At 38.5% G+C, this 18,533-nt stretch carries 17 protein-coding genes and 4 tRNA genes; 17 read left to right on the forward strand and 4 right to left on the reverse strand.

Annotated features, from left to right (window positions below; all coding sequences use genetic code 11):
• The first annotated feature begins 8 nt into the window (after positions 1 to 8).
• From secG to F938_RS22480, 17 genes are all read left to right on the forward strand, one after another.
• Positions 9 to 350: a preprotein translocase subunit SecG gene (secG, locus tag F938_RS22400; protein ID WP_005035388.1), complete on the forward strand. Its 342-nt coding sequence runs from the start codon at positions 9 to 11 to the stop codon at positions 348 to 350.
• Positions 351 to 403: 53 nt separating this feature from the next.
• Positions 404 to 488: transfer RNA gene (locus F938_RS22405), tRNA-Leu, on the forward strand.
• A 44-nt stretch (positions 489 to 532) separates the two neighbouring features.
• Positions 533 to 609, forward strand: a tRNA-Met gene (locus tag F938_RS22410).
• Between the two features lie 75 nt (positions 610 to 684).
• Positions 685 to 761 (forward strand) — tRNA-Met (locus F938_RS22415).
• Between the two features lie 103 nt (positions 762 to 864).
• Positions 865 to 941, forward strand: a tRNA-Met gene (locus tag F938_RS22420).
• A gap of 201 nt (positions 942 to 1,142) precedes the next feature.
• Positions 1,143 to 1,667 (forward strand): ribosome maturation factor RimP, encoded by a 525-nt coding sequence (gene rimP / locus F938_RS22425; RefSeq protein WP_004826368.1) that lies wholly within the window; start codon positions 1,143 to 1,145, stop codon positions 1,665 to 1,667.
• A 34-nt stretch (positions 1,668 to 1,701) separates the two neighbouring features.
• Positions 1,702 to 3,186, forward strand: a complete 1,485-nt coding sequence (gene nusA, locus F938_RS22430; protein ID WP_005035390.1) for a transcription termination factor NusA — start codon at positions 1,702 to 1,704, stop codon at positions 3,184 to 3,186.
• Between the two features lie 10 nt (positions 3,187 to 3,196).
• Positions 3,197 to 5,905 (forward strand): translation initiation factor IF-2, encoded by a 2,709-nt coding sequence (gene infB / locus F938_RS22435; RefSeq protein WP_004826372.1) that lies wholly within the window; start codon positions 3,197 to 3,199, stop codon positions 5,903 to 5,905.
• A complete protein-coding gene (locus tag F938_RS22440; protein ID WP_004826375.1) occupies positions 5,905 to 6,300 on the forward strand; it encodes a ribosome-binding factor A in 396 nt (131 codons plus the stop codon). Before infB ends, F938_RS22440 begins: the two co-directional genes overlap by 1 nt.
• Before the next feature lie 251 nt (positions 6,301 to 6,551).
• Positions 6,552 to 7,142, forward strand: a complete 591-nt coding sequence (locus F938_RS22445; protein ID WP_005035393.1) for a LemA family protein — start codon at positions 6,552 to 6,554, stop codon at positions 7,140 to 7,142.
• Between the two features lie 77 nt (positions 7,143 to 7,219).
• The gene (locus F938_RS22450; protein ID WP_005035395.1) at positions 7,220 to 8,344 is read left to right on the forward strand and encodes a TPM domain-containing protein; all 1,125 of its coding nucleotides are present in this window, start codon (positions 7,220 to 7,222) and stop codon (positions 8,342 to 8,344) included.
• On the forward strand, positions 8,338 to 8,898 hold the full coding sequence (locus tag F938_RS22455) for a TPM domain-containing protein (protein WP_005035397.1): 561 nt from the start codon (positions 8,338 to 8,340) through the stop codon (positions 8,896 to 8,898). Before F938_RS22450 ends, F938_RS22455 begins: the two co-directional genes overlap by 7 nt.
• A 223-nt stretch (positions 8,899 to 9,121) precedes the next feature.
• Positions 9,122 to 9,607 (forward strand): pilin, encoded by a 486-nt coding sequence (locus F938_RS22460; protein WP_005035399.1) that lies wholly within the window; start codon positions 9,122 to 9,124, stop codon positions 9,605 to 9,607.
• Between the two features lie 57 nt (positions 9,608 to 9,664).
• Entirely contained in the window at positions 9,665 to 10,828 is a 1,164-nt protein-coding gene (locus F938_RS22465) for a serine hydrolase domain-containing protein (protein WP_151801030.1), read from the forward strand.
• A 98-nt stretch (positions 10,829 to 10,926) separates the two neighbouring features.
• A complete protein-coding gene (locus F938_RS22470) occupies positions 10,927 to 11,355 on the forward strand; it encodes a pilin (RefSeq protein ID WP_005035403.1) in 429 nt (142 codons plus the stop codon).
• Between the two features lie 48 nt (positions 11,356 to 11,403).
• Positions 11,404 to 12,141: a TfpX/TfpZ family type IV pilin accessory protein gene (gene tfpZ, locus F938_RS22475; protein ID WP_005035405.1), complete on the forward strand. Its 738-nt coding sequence runs from the start codon at positions 11,404 to 11,406 to the stop codon at positions 12,139 to 12,141.
• Positions 12,142 to 12,201: 60 nt separating this feature from the next.
• Positions 12,202 to 13,851: a PglL family O-oligosaccharyltransferase gene (locus tag F938_RS22480; protein WP_005035407.1), complete on the forward strand. Its 1,650-nt coding sequence runs from the start codon at positions 12,202 to 12,204 to the stop codon at positions 13,849 to 13,851.
• Positions 13,852 to 14,648: 797 nt separating this feature from the next.
• Here F938_RS22480 and bfr read toward each other — a convergent pair.
• The 4 genes from bfr to F938_RS22500 form a co-directional block, all read right to left on the reverse strand.
• Positions 14,649 to 15,113, reverse strand: coding sequence for a heteropolymeric bacterioferritin subunit Bfr (gene bfr, locus F938_RS22485; protein WP_004826395.1), 465 nt, complete (start codon positions 15,111 to 15,113; stop codon positions 14,649 to 14,651).
• Between the two features lie 312 nt (positions 15,114 to 15,425).
• Positions 15,426 to 15,620, reverse strand: coding sequence for a bacterioferritin-associated ferredoxin (locus F938_RS22490; protein WP_004718308.1), 195 nt, complete (start codon positions 15,618 to 15,620; stop codon positions 15,426 to 15,428).
• A 197-nt stretch (positions 15,621 to 15,817) separates the two neighbouring features.
• The gene (locus F938_RS22495) at positions 15,818 to 16,201 is read right to left on the reverse strand and encodes a RidA family protein (RefSeq protein WP_004826398.1); all 384 of its coding nucleotides are present in this window, start codon (positions 16,199 to 16,201) and stop codon (positions 15,818 to 15,820) included.
• A 91-nt stretch (positions 16,202 to 16,292) separates the two neighbouring features.
• A complete protein-coding gene (locus tag F938_RS22500; protein ID WP_005035409.1) occupies positions 16,293 to 18,404 on the reverse strand; it encodes a RelA/SpoT family protein in 2,112 nt (703 codons plus the stop codon).
• Between the last annotated feature and the right edge of the window lie 129 nt (positions 18,405 to 18,533).

Genomic DNA, 18,533 nt, shown 5'->3' on the forward strand with positions numbered 1-18,533 from the left:
AGTTCAGCATGCATACATTTGTGCTGGTTGTACATATCATCTTGGCCGTTTTAATGATCGGGCTTATTCTCGTTCAGCATGGTAAAGGTGCAGATGCAGGCGCTTCATTTGGTGGTGGTGGCGCAGCTACGGTATTTGGTGCTTCAGGTTCAGCAAGCTTTTTAACCCGATTAACTGCAATTTTGACGGCTTTATTTTTTATTACCAGCCTAAGCCTAGCAGTCTTTGCGAAAAAGCAAACCACAGATGCTTATGGGTTGAAAACAGTACAAACGACAACCCAAACAACTGCACCTGCAACAACAAATACGGGTGAAACTTCGCCAACTGCACCAAAAACTGGCGAATAATGTCAATTAGTCCTTTCTTTTTCTGAGGGATGCGACTAGAATGCGTCACAGCTGCGGTGGTGGTGGAATTGGTAGACACGCTACCTTGAGGTGGTAGTGCTTTCGGGCGTGGGGGTTCAAGTCCCCCCTTCCGCACCAACAATAAACCAGTATTGTTGGTGCTAGCGGCTAAAAAACATTGTTGCGGGATGGAGCAGTCTGGTAGCTCGTCGGGCTCATAACCCGAAGGTCGTTGGTTCAAATCCAGCTCCCGCTACCAATTTAATTAAGATGCAACTTAATTAAAGGTAATGTAGATCAAAAGTCTATTTTATTTGTGAATTTGTAGTATTGTTGCGGGATGGAGCAGTCTGGTAGCTCGTCGGGCTCATAACCCGAAGGTCGTTGGTTCAAATCCAGCTCCCGCTACCATTTTGATTAAGGTGCAACTTGATCAAGCAAGAAAATAGAATGATCAATGTTTTAATATTGATTGAAAAATTCAAAGTTCTTGTATATAATTTTGCAACGCTGATGCGGGATGGAGCAGTCTGGTAGCTCGTCGGGCTCATAACCCGAAGGTCGTTGGTTCAAATCCAGCTCCCGCTACCAAGTTTCTAAAAAGGGCTCACAGATAGGTGGGTCTTTTTGCATAGTGAATTACGATTTACTGTGCGATAATAGGGGCGATTACGCCCTTTTTTATTGGCTATCGTGTGGTGTGGACATCAATTGGTCAAAAAGACATGCTTCACTATAGTAAGTTGAATAAGTCCAGTGAGCGATTGAATCGCACAAATATGACGAGAGTAAATGAAGCTATCAAATAAAACTCAAGCACTTCAAGATTTAATAACTCCTGCAGTGCAAGCTTGTGATGTAGAACTTTGGGGGATTGAATTCATTCCTCAAGGTAAGCGTTCTTTATTGCGTATTTATATTGATAAAGACGTTGCTGAAAATGCTGAGCCAACCATAAATGAAGATGGTGAGGTTGAGTTGGGTCGTGGTATTGGCGTACAGGACTGTGTGCGTGTGACTCAACAGGTGGGTGCAATCTTAGATGTGCATGATCCAATTTCAGGTGAATATGCTTTGGAAGTGTCTTCTCCAGGTTGGGATCGTCCATTCTTTCAGTTGGCGCAGTTAGAAAAATATATCGGACAACAAGTTGCATTGCGTTTGATTGCAGCCGTTGAAAATCGTCGTAAATTCCAAGCCAAGTTGGTTGCTGTAGATTTAGAAAATGAAATGATTCAAGTCGAAGTTGAAAAACAGCAGGTACTTGAGATAGACAGTAACAACATAGACAAAGCGAATTTGATCTTTCAGGATTAATCCAGAAATAGAAATCTGAATAAATAGGTGACTTATGGCACGTGAAATTCTCACCGTCGTTGAAACGGTTAGTAATGAGAAAGGTGTGAGTCGTGAAGCAATTTTTGAAGCACTTGAACAGGCTTTAGTTGCAGCGACTAAAAAGAAATTCTACGAAGGAACGAATTCGGAAGAAGCGCAGTTGCGTGTAGAAATTGACCGCAAAACCGGTGATTATAGTACTTTTCGTCAGTGGGAAGTGGTTGCAGATGAAGATCACGAAATGCCAGCATGTCAGGATGCGATTTCTGATGTAGATCCTGCAAAATGGTCGATCGGCGATATTCGTGAACTTGAAGTGCCATCAATTGATTTCGGTCGTATTGCTGCGCAAATTGCTAAGCAAGTGATTGTACAAAAAATTCGTGAAGCAGAGCGTGCATTGGTTGCTGATGCTTATGAGTCTAAAGTGGGCGAGTTAATCTACGGTGAAGTGAAAAAACAAACCAAAGATGGCTTTATCATTGACTTGGGTGATAACGCAGAAGCATATTTGGCACGTGAAGAAATGATTCCAAAAGAAATTCTTCGTCCAAAACAACGTATGAATGCGATTCTTTATAATGTGAATCGTGAAGGTCGTGGCGCACAGTTACTATTGTCTCGTGCTAAACCTGAAATGCTGATTGCTTTGATGAAAAAAGAAATTCCAGAAATTTCTGAGGAAATCATTGAAATTAAAGCAGCAGCACGTCAACCGGGTGTACGCGCAAAAATCACGGTCAAAACCAATGACCATCGTATTGACCCTGTAGGTGCATGTATTGGTATGCGTGGTACACGTATCCAAGCGGTACAATCAGAGTTAAATGGTGAACGTATTGATGTTGTGGTGTGGTCTGATGATCCAGCTCAATATATCGCAAGTGCTTTAGAGCCAGCAGATGTATCGGGTATCGTGATTGATGAAGATGCCCACACAGCGGATATTATTTTTGCAACCAGTGATCAACTTGCTCGTGCAATTGGCTCACAAGGACAAAACGTTCGTTTAGCATCAGAGCTGACAGGTTATAAGTTAGATATGATGCTTGAAGATGAGTATCGTGCTCGTCAACAAAATGAAGCTCAACAGTATTTAGATATGTTTGTTACGCGTCTAGATATTGAAGAAGATCTCGCAATGGCTTTGGTAGAAATGGGCTTTACCTCACTTGAGGAAATTGCTTATGTACCTGCGGAAACTTTCGATGAAATCGAATTGGATGCAGATACAGTTGAATTACTACAAAGTCGCGCAAAAGAAGCCGCTTTGGCTGATGCATTAAAACAGCAAGAAGATATTCAGGACCCAAGTCCAGAACTTGTTGCGATGGAAGGTATGACTTCTGAAATTGCACAGGCTTTAGCAGCACGCGGTGTAATCACAGTCGATGACTTGGCGGATCAAGCAACGGATGATATTTCTGATATCGAAGGCTTGGGCGCTGAAAAAGCGGGTCAATTGATTATGAAAGCACGTGAATCATGGTTTAACTAGGAGGTAGTACATGACGGATAAGTCAATTCAAGAGTTAGCAGTCAGTGTAGGACTTCCAGTTACAAAGCTCCTTGATCAGGTGCGTGAAGCTGGGTTACCTCAAAAGCAGGCTGAAGACAAAATTTCTACTGAACAGCAAGATGTGCTCGTGAACCATTTGAAAAAAGCTCATGGTCAAGATACGGGACAAGCAGGACAAATCACGTTGAAACGTAAAACGACAAGTACCGCGAAAGTGGCGAGTACTTCAGGTAAGGCTAAAACTATCAATGTTGAAGTTCGTAAAAAACATACGTTTACTAAGCCAGATCCTGAACAAATTAAAGCGGAAGCTTTAGCAAAAGCGCAAGCGACGGCTCAGGCAAATTCAGCGCCAAAAGCACAGCAAGTGCCTGTGGCAAATGAAGCTGAAAAAACAGAAAGCTCTGCAAAAGCCAATTTAGAAAAAATGCGTGCTGCGGCAAAACAGCAAACCGCAGCAAAAGAAACACCAAAAGCAGCAGTGGTTGTTAAACGTAAGTCGACCAATAAACCGATTACCAAAGCAACTGTAAAAACAATTGAAACACCTGAACAAAAGCGTGCGCGTGAAGCTCAGGCAGCCCAATTAAAAGCTGCTGAGGAAGCGGCTCGTCGTAAGTCAGCAGAAGAAGCACAACAACGTACACTTGAGCAAATGCGTCAAATGGCGTCTAAGTATTCTTCTGATGAAACAACAACGACTATTCGTGTAGTTGATGATTCACCGTTGGCTGCTGGTTTGGTTGGTCAAGCATATGAAGACTCATTTGCAAAAGAAGACCGTGAAATCAAACGTGGTACCAATACTGCAAATACACGTTCTCCGAAGAAAGGTGGTCGTCGTGGTCAGGAAGAACAATCTTTCAGTCATAACCCACATAAACGTGGTTTAAAAACCAGCCAAGCGAATAAACATGGTTTTGAAAAACCTGTTAAAAAGCAAGTGTATGACGTTGAAATTGGTTCAACAATCGTGGTTGCTGACTTGGCTGCAAAAATGGCAGTTAAAGTCCGTGAAGTGATTAAATCACTCATGAAAATGGGTGAATTGGTTACACAAAACCAAGCCATTGATCAAGAAGTTGCAGCATTGATTGTTGAGGAAATGGGACATAATCCAGTTCTTGTTTCTGATACACAAGCTGAAGATAACTTGCTCGAAGCAGCTGAAGGCGCGCGTGGAGCACAAACTACACGTGCACCAGTGGTTACCATCATGGGTCACGTTGACCATGGTAAAACATCGCTTCTTGACCGTATTCGTCGTGCTAAAGTGGCTCAAGGCGAAGCGGGCGGTATCACACAGCATATCGGTGCTTATCATGTAACCACTGATAAAGGGATTATTACTTTCCTTGATACACCAGGACATGCTGCATTTACTGCAATGCGTTCACGTGGTGCGAAAGCTACAGATATCGTGGTATTGGTTGTTGCAGCAGATGATGGCGTAATGCCACAAACTGCGGAAGCAATTGATCATGCTCGTGCTGCAGGTACTCCGATTATTGTTGCAATCAACAAAATGGATAAAGAATCTGCCGATCCAGATCGTGTATTGAACGAATTGACGACCAAAGAAATCGTGCCTGAACAATGGGGCGGTGATGTCCCAGTTGCAATGGTTTCAGCGCATTCTGGTCAAGGTATCGATGAGCTTCTAGATTTAATTTCAATTCAAGCTGAAATGTTAGAGTTGAAAGCATCTGAAGAAGGTGCTGCGCAAGGTGTTGTGATCGAAGCGCGTGTAGACAATAGCCGTGGTGCGGTAACGTCTATTCTGGTTCAAAACGGTACTTTGAAAGTTGGTGATCTTGTTCTTGCTGGTGCATCTTACGGACGTGTTCGTGCGATGACAGATGAAAATGGTCAACGTATTCAATCAGCAGGTCCTTCGATTCCAGTTGAGATTTTAGGTCTTCCTGAAGCGCCAATGGCGGGTGATGAAGTGCTTGTTGTCAATGACGAGAAAAAAGCACGTGAAGTTGCTGATGCTCGTATGGATCGTGAACGTCAAAAACGTCTTGAACGTCAAAGTGCGATGCGTCTTGAAAACATCATGGCATCTATGGGCAAGAAAGATGTGCCTATCGTGAATGTTGTGCTTAAAACTGATGTACGTGGTACCTTGGAAGCATTGCATGTTGCATTGGCTGATCTTGCGACTGATGAAGTTAAAGTCCGTGTAATCGGTTCGGGCGTGGGCGCAATCACTGAGTCTGATGTTACTCTTGCTGAATCTTCAGAAGCTGTACTGCTAGGCTTTAACGTACGTGCTGATAATACTGCACGTCAAAAAGCAGATGCTGATGGTATCGACATTCGTTACTACTCAATCATTTATCAGCTTATTGATGATGTGAAAGCGGCAATGAGTGGTAAACTTGCACCTGAACATCGTGAAACGATTCTGGGTGTTGCAGAAGTTCGTGAAGTATTCCATTCAAGTAAATTCGGTGCTGCTGCGGGCTGTATGGTACTTGAAGGTGTATTGCATCGTAATAAACCAATTCGTGTACTTCGTGATGATGTGGTGGTATTCCAAGGTGAGCTTGAGTCTCTTCGCCGTTATAAAGAAGTGGTTGAAGAAGTTCGTGCTGGTATGGAATGTGGCCTTGCTGTTAAAGGCTATAAAGACATCAAAGCCCTCGATAAAATCGAAGTATATGATGTTCAGTTGATCAAACGGAGTCTTTAATGGCGGGTAGTCAACGTCTTAAGCGCATGGCGGATACAGTACAACGTGAGTTGTCAGAACTGATTCGTCAAGAGCTTAAAGATCCACGCTTAGGTGGTCTTGTGACCATCTCTGCGGTGAAAGTCAGTGCTGACTTGGGTTATGCAGAAGTTTACGTGACAGTTATGGGGCGTGAACTTGGTGATGAGCAAAGCGAAGCAGCAAATAAAGAAACCTTGGATGTGTTAAATAAAGCCTCTGGTTTCTTGCGTCACGAGTTAGGTCGTCGGATCAAAACACGTATAACGCCTCGGTTGCGCTTTCATTACGATAAAACCAATGCTTATGGTAACTATATGTTTGGTTTAATCGCAGAAGCAGTAAAAGATTTACCTGAGCAAAAAGACGAAGAATAAGTATTTGTAGAAAGCCACCTCAGGGTGGCTTTCTTATATCTGAGAAAATATGGCTATCAAGCCCCATCTTTTAAACTATATTCTAAAATAATGAGTAGTTTCGCCTTAACGCACTTTTCTTAAAAAATGTATGTCATTCCCAAAAAGCTTAATTGCGAATAGATAGCAGAAATTAAACAAAACTTTGCCTGAAACTGTATAGAATGCAGATATATCAACAAATACAAATAAATATCTCTGAGGAATAAGCAATGAATTCAATGAAAAAAGGTTTGGTAGCACTGACTTTAGCGAGTACTTTGGCTTTTTCAGGTTGTGGTTATAATACTTTGCAAGCCAAAGATGAGTCCGTCAATGCGGCTTGGTCTGAAGTGGAAAACCAATATCAACGTCGTGCAGATTTAGTGCCTAACCTTGTGAATGTCGTCAAAGGTTATGCAACGCATGAAGAAAAAGTTTTAACTGAAGTGACTGAGGCGCGTGCCAATGTTGCAGGTTTAAAAGTAGATAAAGAAGTATTGAACGATCCAGAATTGTTTAAAAAGTATCAAGAAACACAGTCACAAATGACGGGTGCATTATCTCGACTTTTAGCCGTCACTGAAAACTACCCTGACTTAAAAGCCAATGAGCAATTCCGTGATTTACAAGTGCAATTAGAGGGGACTGAAAACCGAATCAGTACAGCAAGAACACGCTATGTTCAGACGGTACAAGACTACAATACTTATGTACGTCAGTTCCCACAAGCAATGACTGCAAAAGTGATCGGAATGAAAGCCAAACCAAACTTTAGTGCTGAAGCAGGCGCATCGAAAGCACCAACAGTGAATTTTAATTAATCACTGGGCTTTCTCTTATTTGGTGAATCACTCGAAAGAGATGAAAGACCTCTCTATTATTTAAGTAAAGGTGAGTTATGCTTGAACGGAAAGGAAAATCAGCAATTCAAATAATCAGTACATTATTCTATGTGCTTTTGGCGCTGATCCTTTCTGTTCAATCTCAGGTTTGGGCTGAAACAGCAACTGCGACAGATGAACAACAAGCACAAGAAGCCATTGTTCTCGGAAAAGTTGCTCCAAATACCAACTTGCCAAATGTGCTTGGTTCATCACCAGTACATGGTCAAAAGCAAAATCAACCGACAACCACATCTCAACAATCGTCACAGAGCTCTTCATCAAATCAAGCAAAAGTCGCCAATGATATTGCAGAGGGTGAGACAGAAAGAAATATCCCTACATTGAATCAACCCGTGGTTGATCAAGCCAATGTTTTGTCTGCGACTGAAAAGCAAAATTTAGAACAACAAATCCGTAACATTTATCGTCAAGGCAAAGCACAGATCGGGATTATTATTGTTCCAACCACAGGGCAAGAAGGTATTTTTGATTTTGCAATGCGTGTTGCAGAACAATGGAAACTTGGTTCAGCAAAACAAGACAATGGTCTATTGATCGCTGTTGCTGTGAATGACCATAAAATTCATATCGCCACAGGTTATGGTTTAGAAGGTGTATTGCCTGATATTATGGTCAGTCGGATTATACGCAATCAAATTTCTCCAGCATTTAAACAAGGGCAATATGCACAAGGTTTACAAGCTGCTGTGGTAGAAATTGAACGTATTCTAAATTTAGATCCTGAAATTGCGCAACAAGCTGCCGATGAGCTCAAAGAGCGACAAAACCAAGCAATACAAGCGCAAGAAGCAAAGGATCGCACCTTAACTACGGCAATGATTATTTTGGTGGTGGGTATATTTGCTTCATTTATCGTGGGTAATCGCTTAAGTGCAGCAGTAGCTGGGGTGACAGCAACAGCAGCTGGGCTGATATATGGTTCTGGCATTGTGATGAGCCTGATTTTAGGCTTTGGTGTGTTTTTCTTATTGATCACTTCTCTAGCTCAACTAATCCTACAAATGTTTCTCTCTGGCGGTGGGCGTGGTGGAGGCAGCGGTGGTGGTTTTGGTGGGGGGGGTGGCTATAGCGGCGGCGGCGGTGGTTTTGGTGGGGGAGGCGCATCAGGCTCATGGTAACAAAAACTGATACAACAGAAATTTTGACTGAACCAAAATTACAGGAAAAAGTACAGCCGAGTTTTAAACGCTGGCTTAAGCATTGTCTTTATATGCCAGCATCTAAGCGCTACTTTTCCAAGCAGGATCAACATGCAATTGCTCAAGCAGTTCAACAAGCCGAAGAAGGTCATGTGGGTGAAATACAGGTGGTGATCGAGGGGCATATCCCCAGCCATCAAGCCTATCATCAAAATACGCGTCTAAGAGCGCAACAACTCTTTGCCGAGTTGGGGGTATGGGATACCGAATATAACAGCGGTGTTTTACTTTATTTAAACTTGTGTGAAAAAGCAGTAGAAATTGTCGTAGATCGTGGTATCCATCAGGCGACTACACAGCAAACGTGGCAACAGATTTGTGATGAGATGATTGTGCAATTAAAAAATAAACATTACCGTTTGGCAGTTGAGAGTGGTGTGAGTGAAATAGGCAAAGTATTGAATTTGTTTTACAAACAACAAAAACCTGATAATATGAATGAATTGGCAAATCAGCCGATTATTCTGAATTAATGTCAAATAAAAATCGAAATGTTTTTAAACAAGAGTGACAGGAAATGTCACTTTTTTACGTTTAATTACTTAAAAAAAAGAGATGTTAAAAAAAGCTTGTAAACTGTTACATACTCTCTAAAATCGAAGTGTGTAAGTTGGTTGTTGATTTTTTCCACAAAAACAGCCACATAAATTGCTCGAAAAAAGGCTAATAAATTTTTAAAAACATTGGAGAAATGTTATGAATGCTCAAAAAGGTTTTACCTTGATTGAATTAATGATCGTTGTTGCAATTATTGGTATTCTTGCTGCGATTGCGATTCCACAGTATCAAAACTATATCGCAAAATCACAAGTTAATCGTGTTGTTGGTGAATTAAGTACGCTTAAAACTACTGTTGAAGCATGTATTTTAGAAGGGAAAACAGCCATTACAAACACAGAAGCTTCTGCAAATGCAACGACATGTTATGCAGGTGCTACAGTTTCTAATTTATTAGGTGCTGGTACTGCATTATACAAAGGTCTTGAAGTAACTATGCCTGCCGATGCTAAAAGTACAGGTGAAATCAAAGCTACTTTTGGTAATACTGCTGCAACAGCAATTAAAACACAAACTGTAACTTGGGCTCGTGATGTTGCAGGTACTTGGACTTGTTCAACAAGTGTAGAAGAAAAATTTGCTTCAACATCTTGTCCTGCAAAAAAAGCATCAGGAACACCTTAACTTTTAATATATAGCTATATTAATATAACTGAGAGTTTAAAGTTGTTTCGAAAAAGATTGAGTTATAAAGAAATAGTAGTAGTATTTTTCTTCATAATTCTTTCTTTTTTCTATATATATATGTGTGTTATTTATCCTTATAAATGGCAACGCACTTTTTTTAAAATTGAACAGATTTATTCAAAATATCATATTGTTTGTAATGATGGTGCTCCATCATGGATGAATGAATTTTTAGAAAAAAATATCAAAGATAATAAAATACTTGGTAATCAATTGATTTATATTGATAAGAAAAAAATAGTATATCATTGTGAGTCACCAACAGGAATTTTAAATGTTGATAAAATGAGTGTGAAAACACTATTTCGTTATGGAAGTAACACAAAACCAATTACTGCAGCGTATATCTTAAAATTAATTGAAGAAAAAAAAATAAGGTTAGATACGAGTTTGAGTGAAATATTTCCAGAATTAAATAATGGAAAAATAAGAGATCCTCGCATATTAAAAGTTAAAATTATAAATTTATTACAGCATAGTTCTGGTTTTGATCGAATGTTAAGTAAAGATGTAATGTTTGAAGAGGATTCTACACCATGGTGCCCATATAGTATTGATAAATTAAAAAACCAGGTACTTGATTTTTATCCTGGTCAATATAGTGCATATGATAATAGAAATAGTTGCTTATTAGGTATGGTAATAGAAAGAATTTCGGGAAAAAAATATCGAGAAGCTATAAGTCAAGAGTTTAATTTAAAGATGAGGAATATTAATTTTTCAAATGGTCCATATGTAAAAAATGAAGTTAAATATAATTTTTTATATAATGAATATAGATTTGAGGATTATTACAAAAAGTTTGATTTTTATGCTCTATCATCATCTGCTGGATTAATAGGTAATGCATATAGCCTAGCTATACTACTGGATGATATTGTTAGAGATGACAAATATAATAAATTTTTAGCACTCACTGAGAAAGATGTTCTATGTGGAAAAAAAAATTCAGAAGAGTGTTTTAATTATTCTATGAATGTTTTAAGAAAATATAATAATTCTTTTCAATTTAAATATGGAAATTTACCATCATCCAGTTCTTTCTCATTAATTAATAAGAATAAAGAAATAGTAGTTTGGATGGGAAATGCCGAGAGATTAGACTATAGGTTTAAATTTGAAGTTTTTATAGCAGATAAAATTTATTTGTCAAATTAGTATATAAATTGTTAATTTTTGACATTTTTTTCTAATAGTAAGTATATTGTATTCTTTAGTTATACTTTTTACTATAATTATAAAAAAAGGTATTATATATGAGAGAAATAGAAGGCTTTACATTAGTTGAGCTTATGATTATTGTTACGATCATTGGTATTCTTGCTTCTATTGCATTATTGCAGTACCAAAACTTTGTTGTTAGATCTCAGCTTACAAGTGCCATAGCGGAGTTAAATGGTGCACGTCCTCAATATGAATTGATTATGAATGAGGGATCGGTTTCTACTAGTAATGCTTATACTGTTTCAAACATGTTTTTTTCAACATCATCTAAATTTTGTACTTATGCGGTTCAAGCACCAGTTGGAGGCATGGCAAGCCCTGCTTTAGAATGTCACCTTAAAAATGTTGCTTCTGCAATCAAAGGTGAATCTATATTTCTCAACAGGGATAGTGATGGAAAGTGGAGTTGCAGTACATCTTCAGGAATTGCAAACAAATATAAGCCCGTAGATTGTATTTAAATAAACTGGCAACTAAAATTATTTCACATTTAATTTGGTTATATAACAATGTCAAAACGTATAAAATTTTTTTTGGGGCATTTAACGATTTCTTTGGCAATCGCCTTGTTTTTTATTGCTGTTGTATTTTTTATTTGGTACCCAACACCACTCGCTAAAGCAGTAGGTGTCACTCAAATATTCTTGATGTTGATTGCAATTGATGTGGTTATTGGTCCATTTTTAACACTATTAGTCTATAAAGAAGGTAAAAAAACGTTAAAAATGGATTTGGCAGTCATTATACTGATTCAAATTTCTGCTTTAGGTTATGGTGTATTCAATATTGCACAAGGTCGCCCAGCTTGGATTGTCTATGATAATGCAGGTCGTTTTGATTTGGTTCGAAATAATGAGATTGAATTAGATAAAATAGTACAAGCACAACAAGAATATCAGAAAGCGAGTTGGGGGAAGCCACAAATTGTTGCATTAAAAAAAGAAAAAAGCATAGAAGCGCAAAATAAGCGATTATTTGAAGACTTGAGTAATGGGGTGATTCCAACTATGCATCCTGAGCGCTATACGAAATTAAGTGATGCAAAAAATGAGCTACTGCAAAATATTGAAAAAATTGATGTTTTGATAAATTTCAATACAAAAGAGGCTGTTTATAAAACTCTGAGTCAATATCCTGCAGCAAATGCATGGCTTCCTTTAAAATCGACAAATGTTGATATGGTCGTACTCATCAATAAAGAAAAGGGTGAAGTTGTAAAAATTGTTGACTTACGACCTTGGAAATAAATACTTAGATTTCTCAAAACTGGGCTTATAATAAGCTCAGTTTTTCTGTTTACTTTTCATATGAAAGCCATTCCTTATATCCTTTCAGCCTTACTGCTTTTACTTGCTTGGCTTTTGCCGATTCATAAAATGCCATGGACGACATTTGGTAGTGAAGCACTGACTTTTCTCTCAGCATTGGCTTTGTTAAGTGCTTTTTATCATCAAGATTTAAAAATACCCAGACCTCAATTAATTGTATTGCCTGTACTCACAATTCCTCTGATTCAATGGGGCTTTGGCGAGATTCTATACCTGAGTAATGCATTACTCTGCACAGCCTATATTGCCATGTTTTGGTTGATGGTGGTGGTGGGTTATAACTTAGCAATTGGTGGAAAAGGTCAAAGGGAACAGGTTTTTAAAATTTTCTGTCTGGTGGTGTTTACAGGTGGAATACTTTCGAGCTTTATTGCAATCACGCAATGGTTGGATATCAATGAGTATTTTAGACCCCTGGTCAATCTTCTCAATGGTAATCGCCCCTATGCAAACTTTGCTCAACCCAACAATTTAGCGACCTTTATTTGTATGGGCGTATTTGCATGCTTGTACTTTTATGAAAAGAAAATCTTACCCAATTATGTCCTTGTACCGTCTGCTTTTGTCTTACTATTGACCATTGCATTAACCCAGTCACGTACTGCTTGGGTAGTCTGTTTATTCACACTATTTTATTTAACCATTAAGCAATTTGGTCAAACCAAACGTTTTGGTTTTGTAAAACTGCTGGTATGGAGCGGTGTATTCGTTGTTCTTATCACTAGTTTGCCTCTGATTAATCAATGGCTTACTGCGGTATCAACACAAGATATTGTACAAGCTTCTTCAGTGGTGGAGCGGGCAAGTTCGGGTTATCTGCGATTGGATATGTGGAACCAAGCTTTGATTGCGATTTCAGAAAAGCCATGGTTGGGTTATGGCTGGAATCAGACAGGAATGGCGCAAATTGCTGCTTTTGATGTATATCCATCACATGAATGGTATAAAACAGCACATAACGTGATTTTAGATTTATTGATCTGGAATGGTATTCCGCTGGGTGGGTTGATCATTCTCTATGTCGTTTTTTGGTTATATTGGTTAAATAAAGGCATAAAGGAACCCGTTTCAATTGTCGCCAGTTTGATGGTCTGTGCGATTCTGATTCATGCATTATTAGAATATCCGATTCATTATGCTTATTTTTTACTGCCTTTGGGTTTTTTACTGGGGCTGATTCAAGCGCAATATCCTCGACTACCGACTGTGAAGCTGAAATCGTCGATCATTGTGAGTATTATTGTGATCGGTCTGGTATTGGTTGGTGTGATTTATCGAGACTATATTTTATATCGTCAACAAAGTGTTTTTGTGACCAAAAAGACACCTTTAAGTGCTTCACAACAATCAGTGATGAATCAAGATATTTGGTTGCTGACGCAGTTTAAAGAGCGTGTATGGTGGATTGGTTTAAATCCTTATACAACAATGACAGATCAACAATTACAGTCTATGGGGCGTATGGTGGCGAATTTAGCGTCTGCATATGATATTCATAAATATGCACAGGTCTTGGCTTTTAATGGTAAAAAGTCTGAAGCTGAGCATCAATTATGGATTCTAAAGACCTTGCATGGACAAGATAAAAGTTATCAGGAATTATTGCCTGCTTCCATTTCAACACAGTAGAATTCTTTTTTATAAAATGAATTCTTAATTTTAAAACTTGAGTTGAATGGTATATGCAATTTGTTGAAAAACTCATGCAGTAAATATAGCCTGAGTTCGACAAAAGCTCTTGATGAAAGATGATGCTTACTGGTAGTTGACGAGTTTTGCTGTGAGTAGCAATGTTGCTGTACAAGATGATTGCCTTGAGGAGCTTCGCTCCTCATGCAAAAACAAAAGATAGAAGTATGGTTAGCCGCATGCTGATCCAAAACTTGGATGAAAATTCAGAAAGAATCCGCTAAGAACATTGTTTTTTCAATAAGTTAAAAGTGTAGCTGTATCGAACTCATGTTAAATATAATTTCTTGATCAATAAAATAAATGCAATAAATATATTGTTTGATGATCTAGAGTTTGCAATGCCACGCTTTACCTCTAAAGTTTAAATTGTTTTGCGCAGGCATTGACTCACTTTTCAGAGATGAAAAGTGACAAAAATCTTCCGTTGAGCGAGGGTCTTGCGCTGCAAACAAAGCAATGCTTTGTTTTTTGCTCATATACCCCCGCTCAACATAACGACATCCATGTCGCTTCACGATAGCAAGACCATCGATGATTCAAAAGTACAAAATAAATGAATCATCAAAATATTCTAATGAGCATAAAGCTCTTTGGATATCGATGAGTGATATCAGAATCACTTGTATGAATAATCCGGCGGTTTGACTATATTTCATACTTTAAACAAAGCTGTAAATTGTCCCAAATCATAGTGCTAAAAATCCCCAGTTGGGGATTTTTTTAAAGACTCAAACTTACATTTGGCTTTGAATATAATTCTCGATGCCTACACTTTCAGTAAGATCTAATTGAGTAGTGGTCCAATCCCAATACTCTTCTTCTTTTTCTAGAATTTCTTGAACCAAATCACGTGTCACATAGTCTAAATGTGTTTCTGCCAATGCAACGGCAGTTTTTAATGCTTCAATATTTTCTTTTACTTTGCGAACGTCACAATTCAAAACTTCAACAGTATGTTGACCGATATACAGTTTTCCTAAATGTTGAAGGTTTGGTAAGCCTTCTAAAAAAAGAATACGCTCAATAATTTTATCGGCATGCTTCATCTGACGGATAGACTCTTTATATTCAGCTGAGCCCAGTTGTTCAATTCCCCAATCATTAAACATACGAGAGTGTAAAAAATATTGGTTAATTGCAGTCAGGTGATGAAAAAGCACTTGGTTGAGTTGGTTGATAACGTCACGATTGCCTTTCATGGTCAAAGCTCCATTCTAAATTTCTGCCTTAAATCCTACCCAAAATGTTTCACTCAAAAGGATGTCATTGAAATATAGTAATTAAGGCAATCTGATATCAGTCTATATTAATCAACTTTTGAGATGCTGACGAGTTATTTATAGAACGGCAAATGAAAATCGCAATCAAAAACAATAGGGATGTCGTTTTATGATGAGCAACGATCTTAAAAAATGAACCCGCTTTGAGTCGAAGCGGGGGAGGAGAATGATCCGGAGATCATTAGAAAACTTATTTATTATCGTTATAGGAAAATTCTTGGTATTGCTTTGCTAAGCTGCTACAGAAATACGTGCAGCAATTAGTGAAAGTTCTTCATTGATAATGCTTTTTGCTTCAGGTGCGCAACGACCACAGCAGGTACCCAAATCTAATAATTCACGCACTTCACGATAGCTTTCCGCACCATTAGCCATAGCGTCTTTAATATCTTGATCTGTAATACCACGACATAAGCATACGTACATGAAAACTCAACCTAGCGGTTAAATGCGATAACTAATATTATTGATAATTATTATCACTTGTCAATAGTGTTTATTTAAAATACGATAGATCATGATTGGCTTTTTGAATAAAAAAATACCACCTGATCGGTAGTATTTTTTGTATATTTTTAATACATTTTAAATCAATTGCTTAGCTAAAAACGCTTTTTTCGCAATTATTGCGGGATAATCACCACACCATCCATTTCAACCAATGCACCTTTCGGCAATGCAGCAACACCTAGCGCAGCGCGTGCTGGATAAGGTTGAGCAAAATACTCTCCCATGATTTGGTTGACCAACTGGAAATTTGATAAATCTGTCAGGAAAATATTGAGTTTTGCGATATCAGCCAAGGAGCCACCTGCCGCTTCGCAAACCGCTTTTAAATTGTCAAAAACACGTCGAATTTGCGCTTCAATGCCATCAACCAATTCCATGCTGTATGGATCTAAGCCAATTTGCCCTGAAAGATACAAAGTATTGTCTACGAGGATCGCTTGTGAATAAGTTCCAATCGCAGCAGGGGCATTTTCAGTATGAATCACTTGGCGGGACATTGATTTCTCCTTGATTTTTAATCATTTCATCATGACGCATAAACGAGACACCATTCATCAATGAATAACGATAAATAGCGTACAGCTTAATTTAGCATGCTTTTGCTTTCAGTGTTTCATTCATTGCAATGGGCATTGCCAATCGACTGATACGAGGGAAACCAAACTGCATACGGAGCTCACGAATGATTTGTGCAATTTGTTTGCGATTATTCACCACGATATTCACATAAGTTTTATCTTCGTGTGTACGCACTGATTCGACGCCCGTTTTTGCTTTACGGCAGAGATAAATCAATTCCGAAATTTGCTCATCAGTGAGCACCAAGTCAATACTTAAGTAAGCATTGAAGTTTACATCGTCTTCTTGTTCAGAAGTCCAATGGAGCAACATGATATTTTCAGGATGTAAATGTTGTTCATGCAACAGGTTATGACAGCGCTCACGATGAACAATTAAACCACGACGTGATAAATGCCCTTGAATTGGATCACCTAATACAGGGTTACAACAATGCGCATATTTAACATCTACACCATCTGTCCCTTGAATTAAACGATTTGAAGCATGTTCTTCGGTATTTTGCGATTGCGCATATAAATGATTGGCAACCAATTGAGGAAGCAAATCACCTACAGCAATTTGTTCAAATAAGGTGTCTTTATCTTGAATATGACGCCATTCCAACAGATCAGCCCAATCTGCTTCTGATAAATCTTTAATTGAACGATTGAACAATTTTAAAGCACGGTTTAATGCTTGTTGTCCTACCAATCGTTGTTCATCAGGATCTTGATCTCGCAAAATATTTTGGATCGCACGTCGTGCTTTTTGGGTATTAATAAAGCTTAACCAATCTGGGTTTGGCGTTGCCAATACATCTGTGATGATTTCAATCACTTGACCACTGATCAGTGGTGTTGAAAGTGGCTTAATTTCCCCATTGATTTTGGCACCCACAGCATGGTTACCTAAAAACAAACTTGCTGAATAGGCAAAATCAACAGCAGTCGCGCCTTGCGGTAATTCGTGCAATTGACCATGTGGGGTATAAACCCAAATTTTTTCTTGATGTAAATAATCCAATAAGTCGCTAAATGTAGTTTTAGCACATTCATTACCCACCAAGAGATCTAGATTCTTCATGGATGCTTGAATTGCTGAACGGCAAGCTTGCGGTGCATTTTCACCTAGAACCACACCAAATCGTGCTGCTTTACGCATCAATTCAGTTTGAATGGTCAGTGACAGTGTAGTGCGTTCACCTTTGAGCTTGATCATTAAAGATTGATTACCACCAGGGAGTGGGCGACGAATATGATCTTCATAGTCTAAAACTTGGAAGTTTTCCCGTAATGCATCGACCAGACGGTCACAGTCGGCAATGCTTTGTAAAATAATTTCAAAAGCATGGCTATGGGTGAGTTCTTGTAAATCAATTTCATTTTTAACAAAATGGCGCAATAATTCGATATTGTTATTCTTCTTTTTAATACGCCCTTGAATATTATAATTATTCAGCAATTCAGCTAAATTTTGTTCCCAAACAGATTGATATTTACATCGTTCTGGTTTGGTTTTGAGTAGATTCTCTTGGACGTCATTGTACATATCAAGATCAAGATTTTGATAGCACAGATGCTCTAAGTTATCTGCCATTTCATTCATACCCACAAGACGTGCCATAGGTACAAAAATATCAAAGGTTTCTTGAGCAATGCGTGCACGTTTATCTGGGCGTAAAGCGCCGAGCGTGGTCATATTGTGATAGCGATCTGCAAGCTTGATGATAATCACGCGAGGGTCTTGCAAGGTAGCTTGGAGAATTTTACGGAAAGATGCGGCTTTATTATATTCTTTGTCACTGGAATGGCTGAGTTTGGTGACACCATCAACCAATTCTGCAACAGTCTTGCCAAATTTTTCGGTAATGTCTTCTTTGGTAAAATCAGTATCTTCAATGACATCATGCAGCAAAGCTGCCATTAATGTTTCAGCATCCATTCGCATATGCGCCAAAATACAGCTCACAGCAATCGGATGTAGGATATAGGGTTCACCACTTTTACGTGTAATACCATCATGCGCAATATCAGCATAATCACAAGCCGTAAGAACCCGCTCGACATCGCTTGGTTTTAAGTAAGCGTCGATAATTACGTTAAGCTGTTGCTTGGCTTGGCTGACCTCTTGGCCTGGCATAAAAACACCTATCCTAAATTACAAATTTGAAATCTTTTCCTAATGCTTAATGAAAAGCATATTGAGCGACTTGTCAATTTCTAGATCGAAAAAATATTTATTTTTTTAACAAATATTTTGAAATTTGTC

The organism is Acinetobacter bereziniae LMG 1003 = CIP 70.12, assembly GCF_000368925.1.
Lineage (GTDB): Bacteria > Pseudomonadota > Gammaproteobacteria > Pseudomonadales > Moraxellaceae > Acinetobacter > Acinetobacter bereziniae.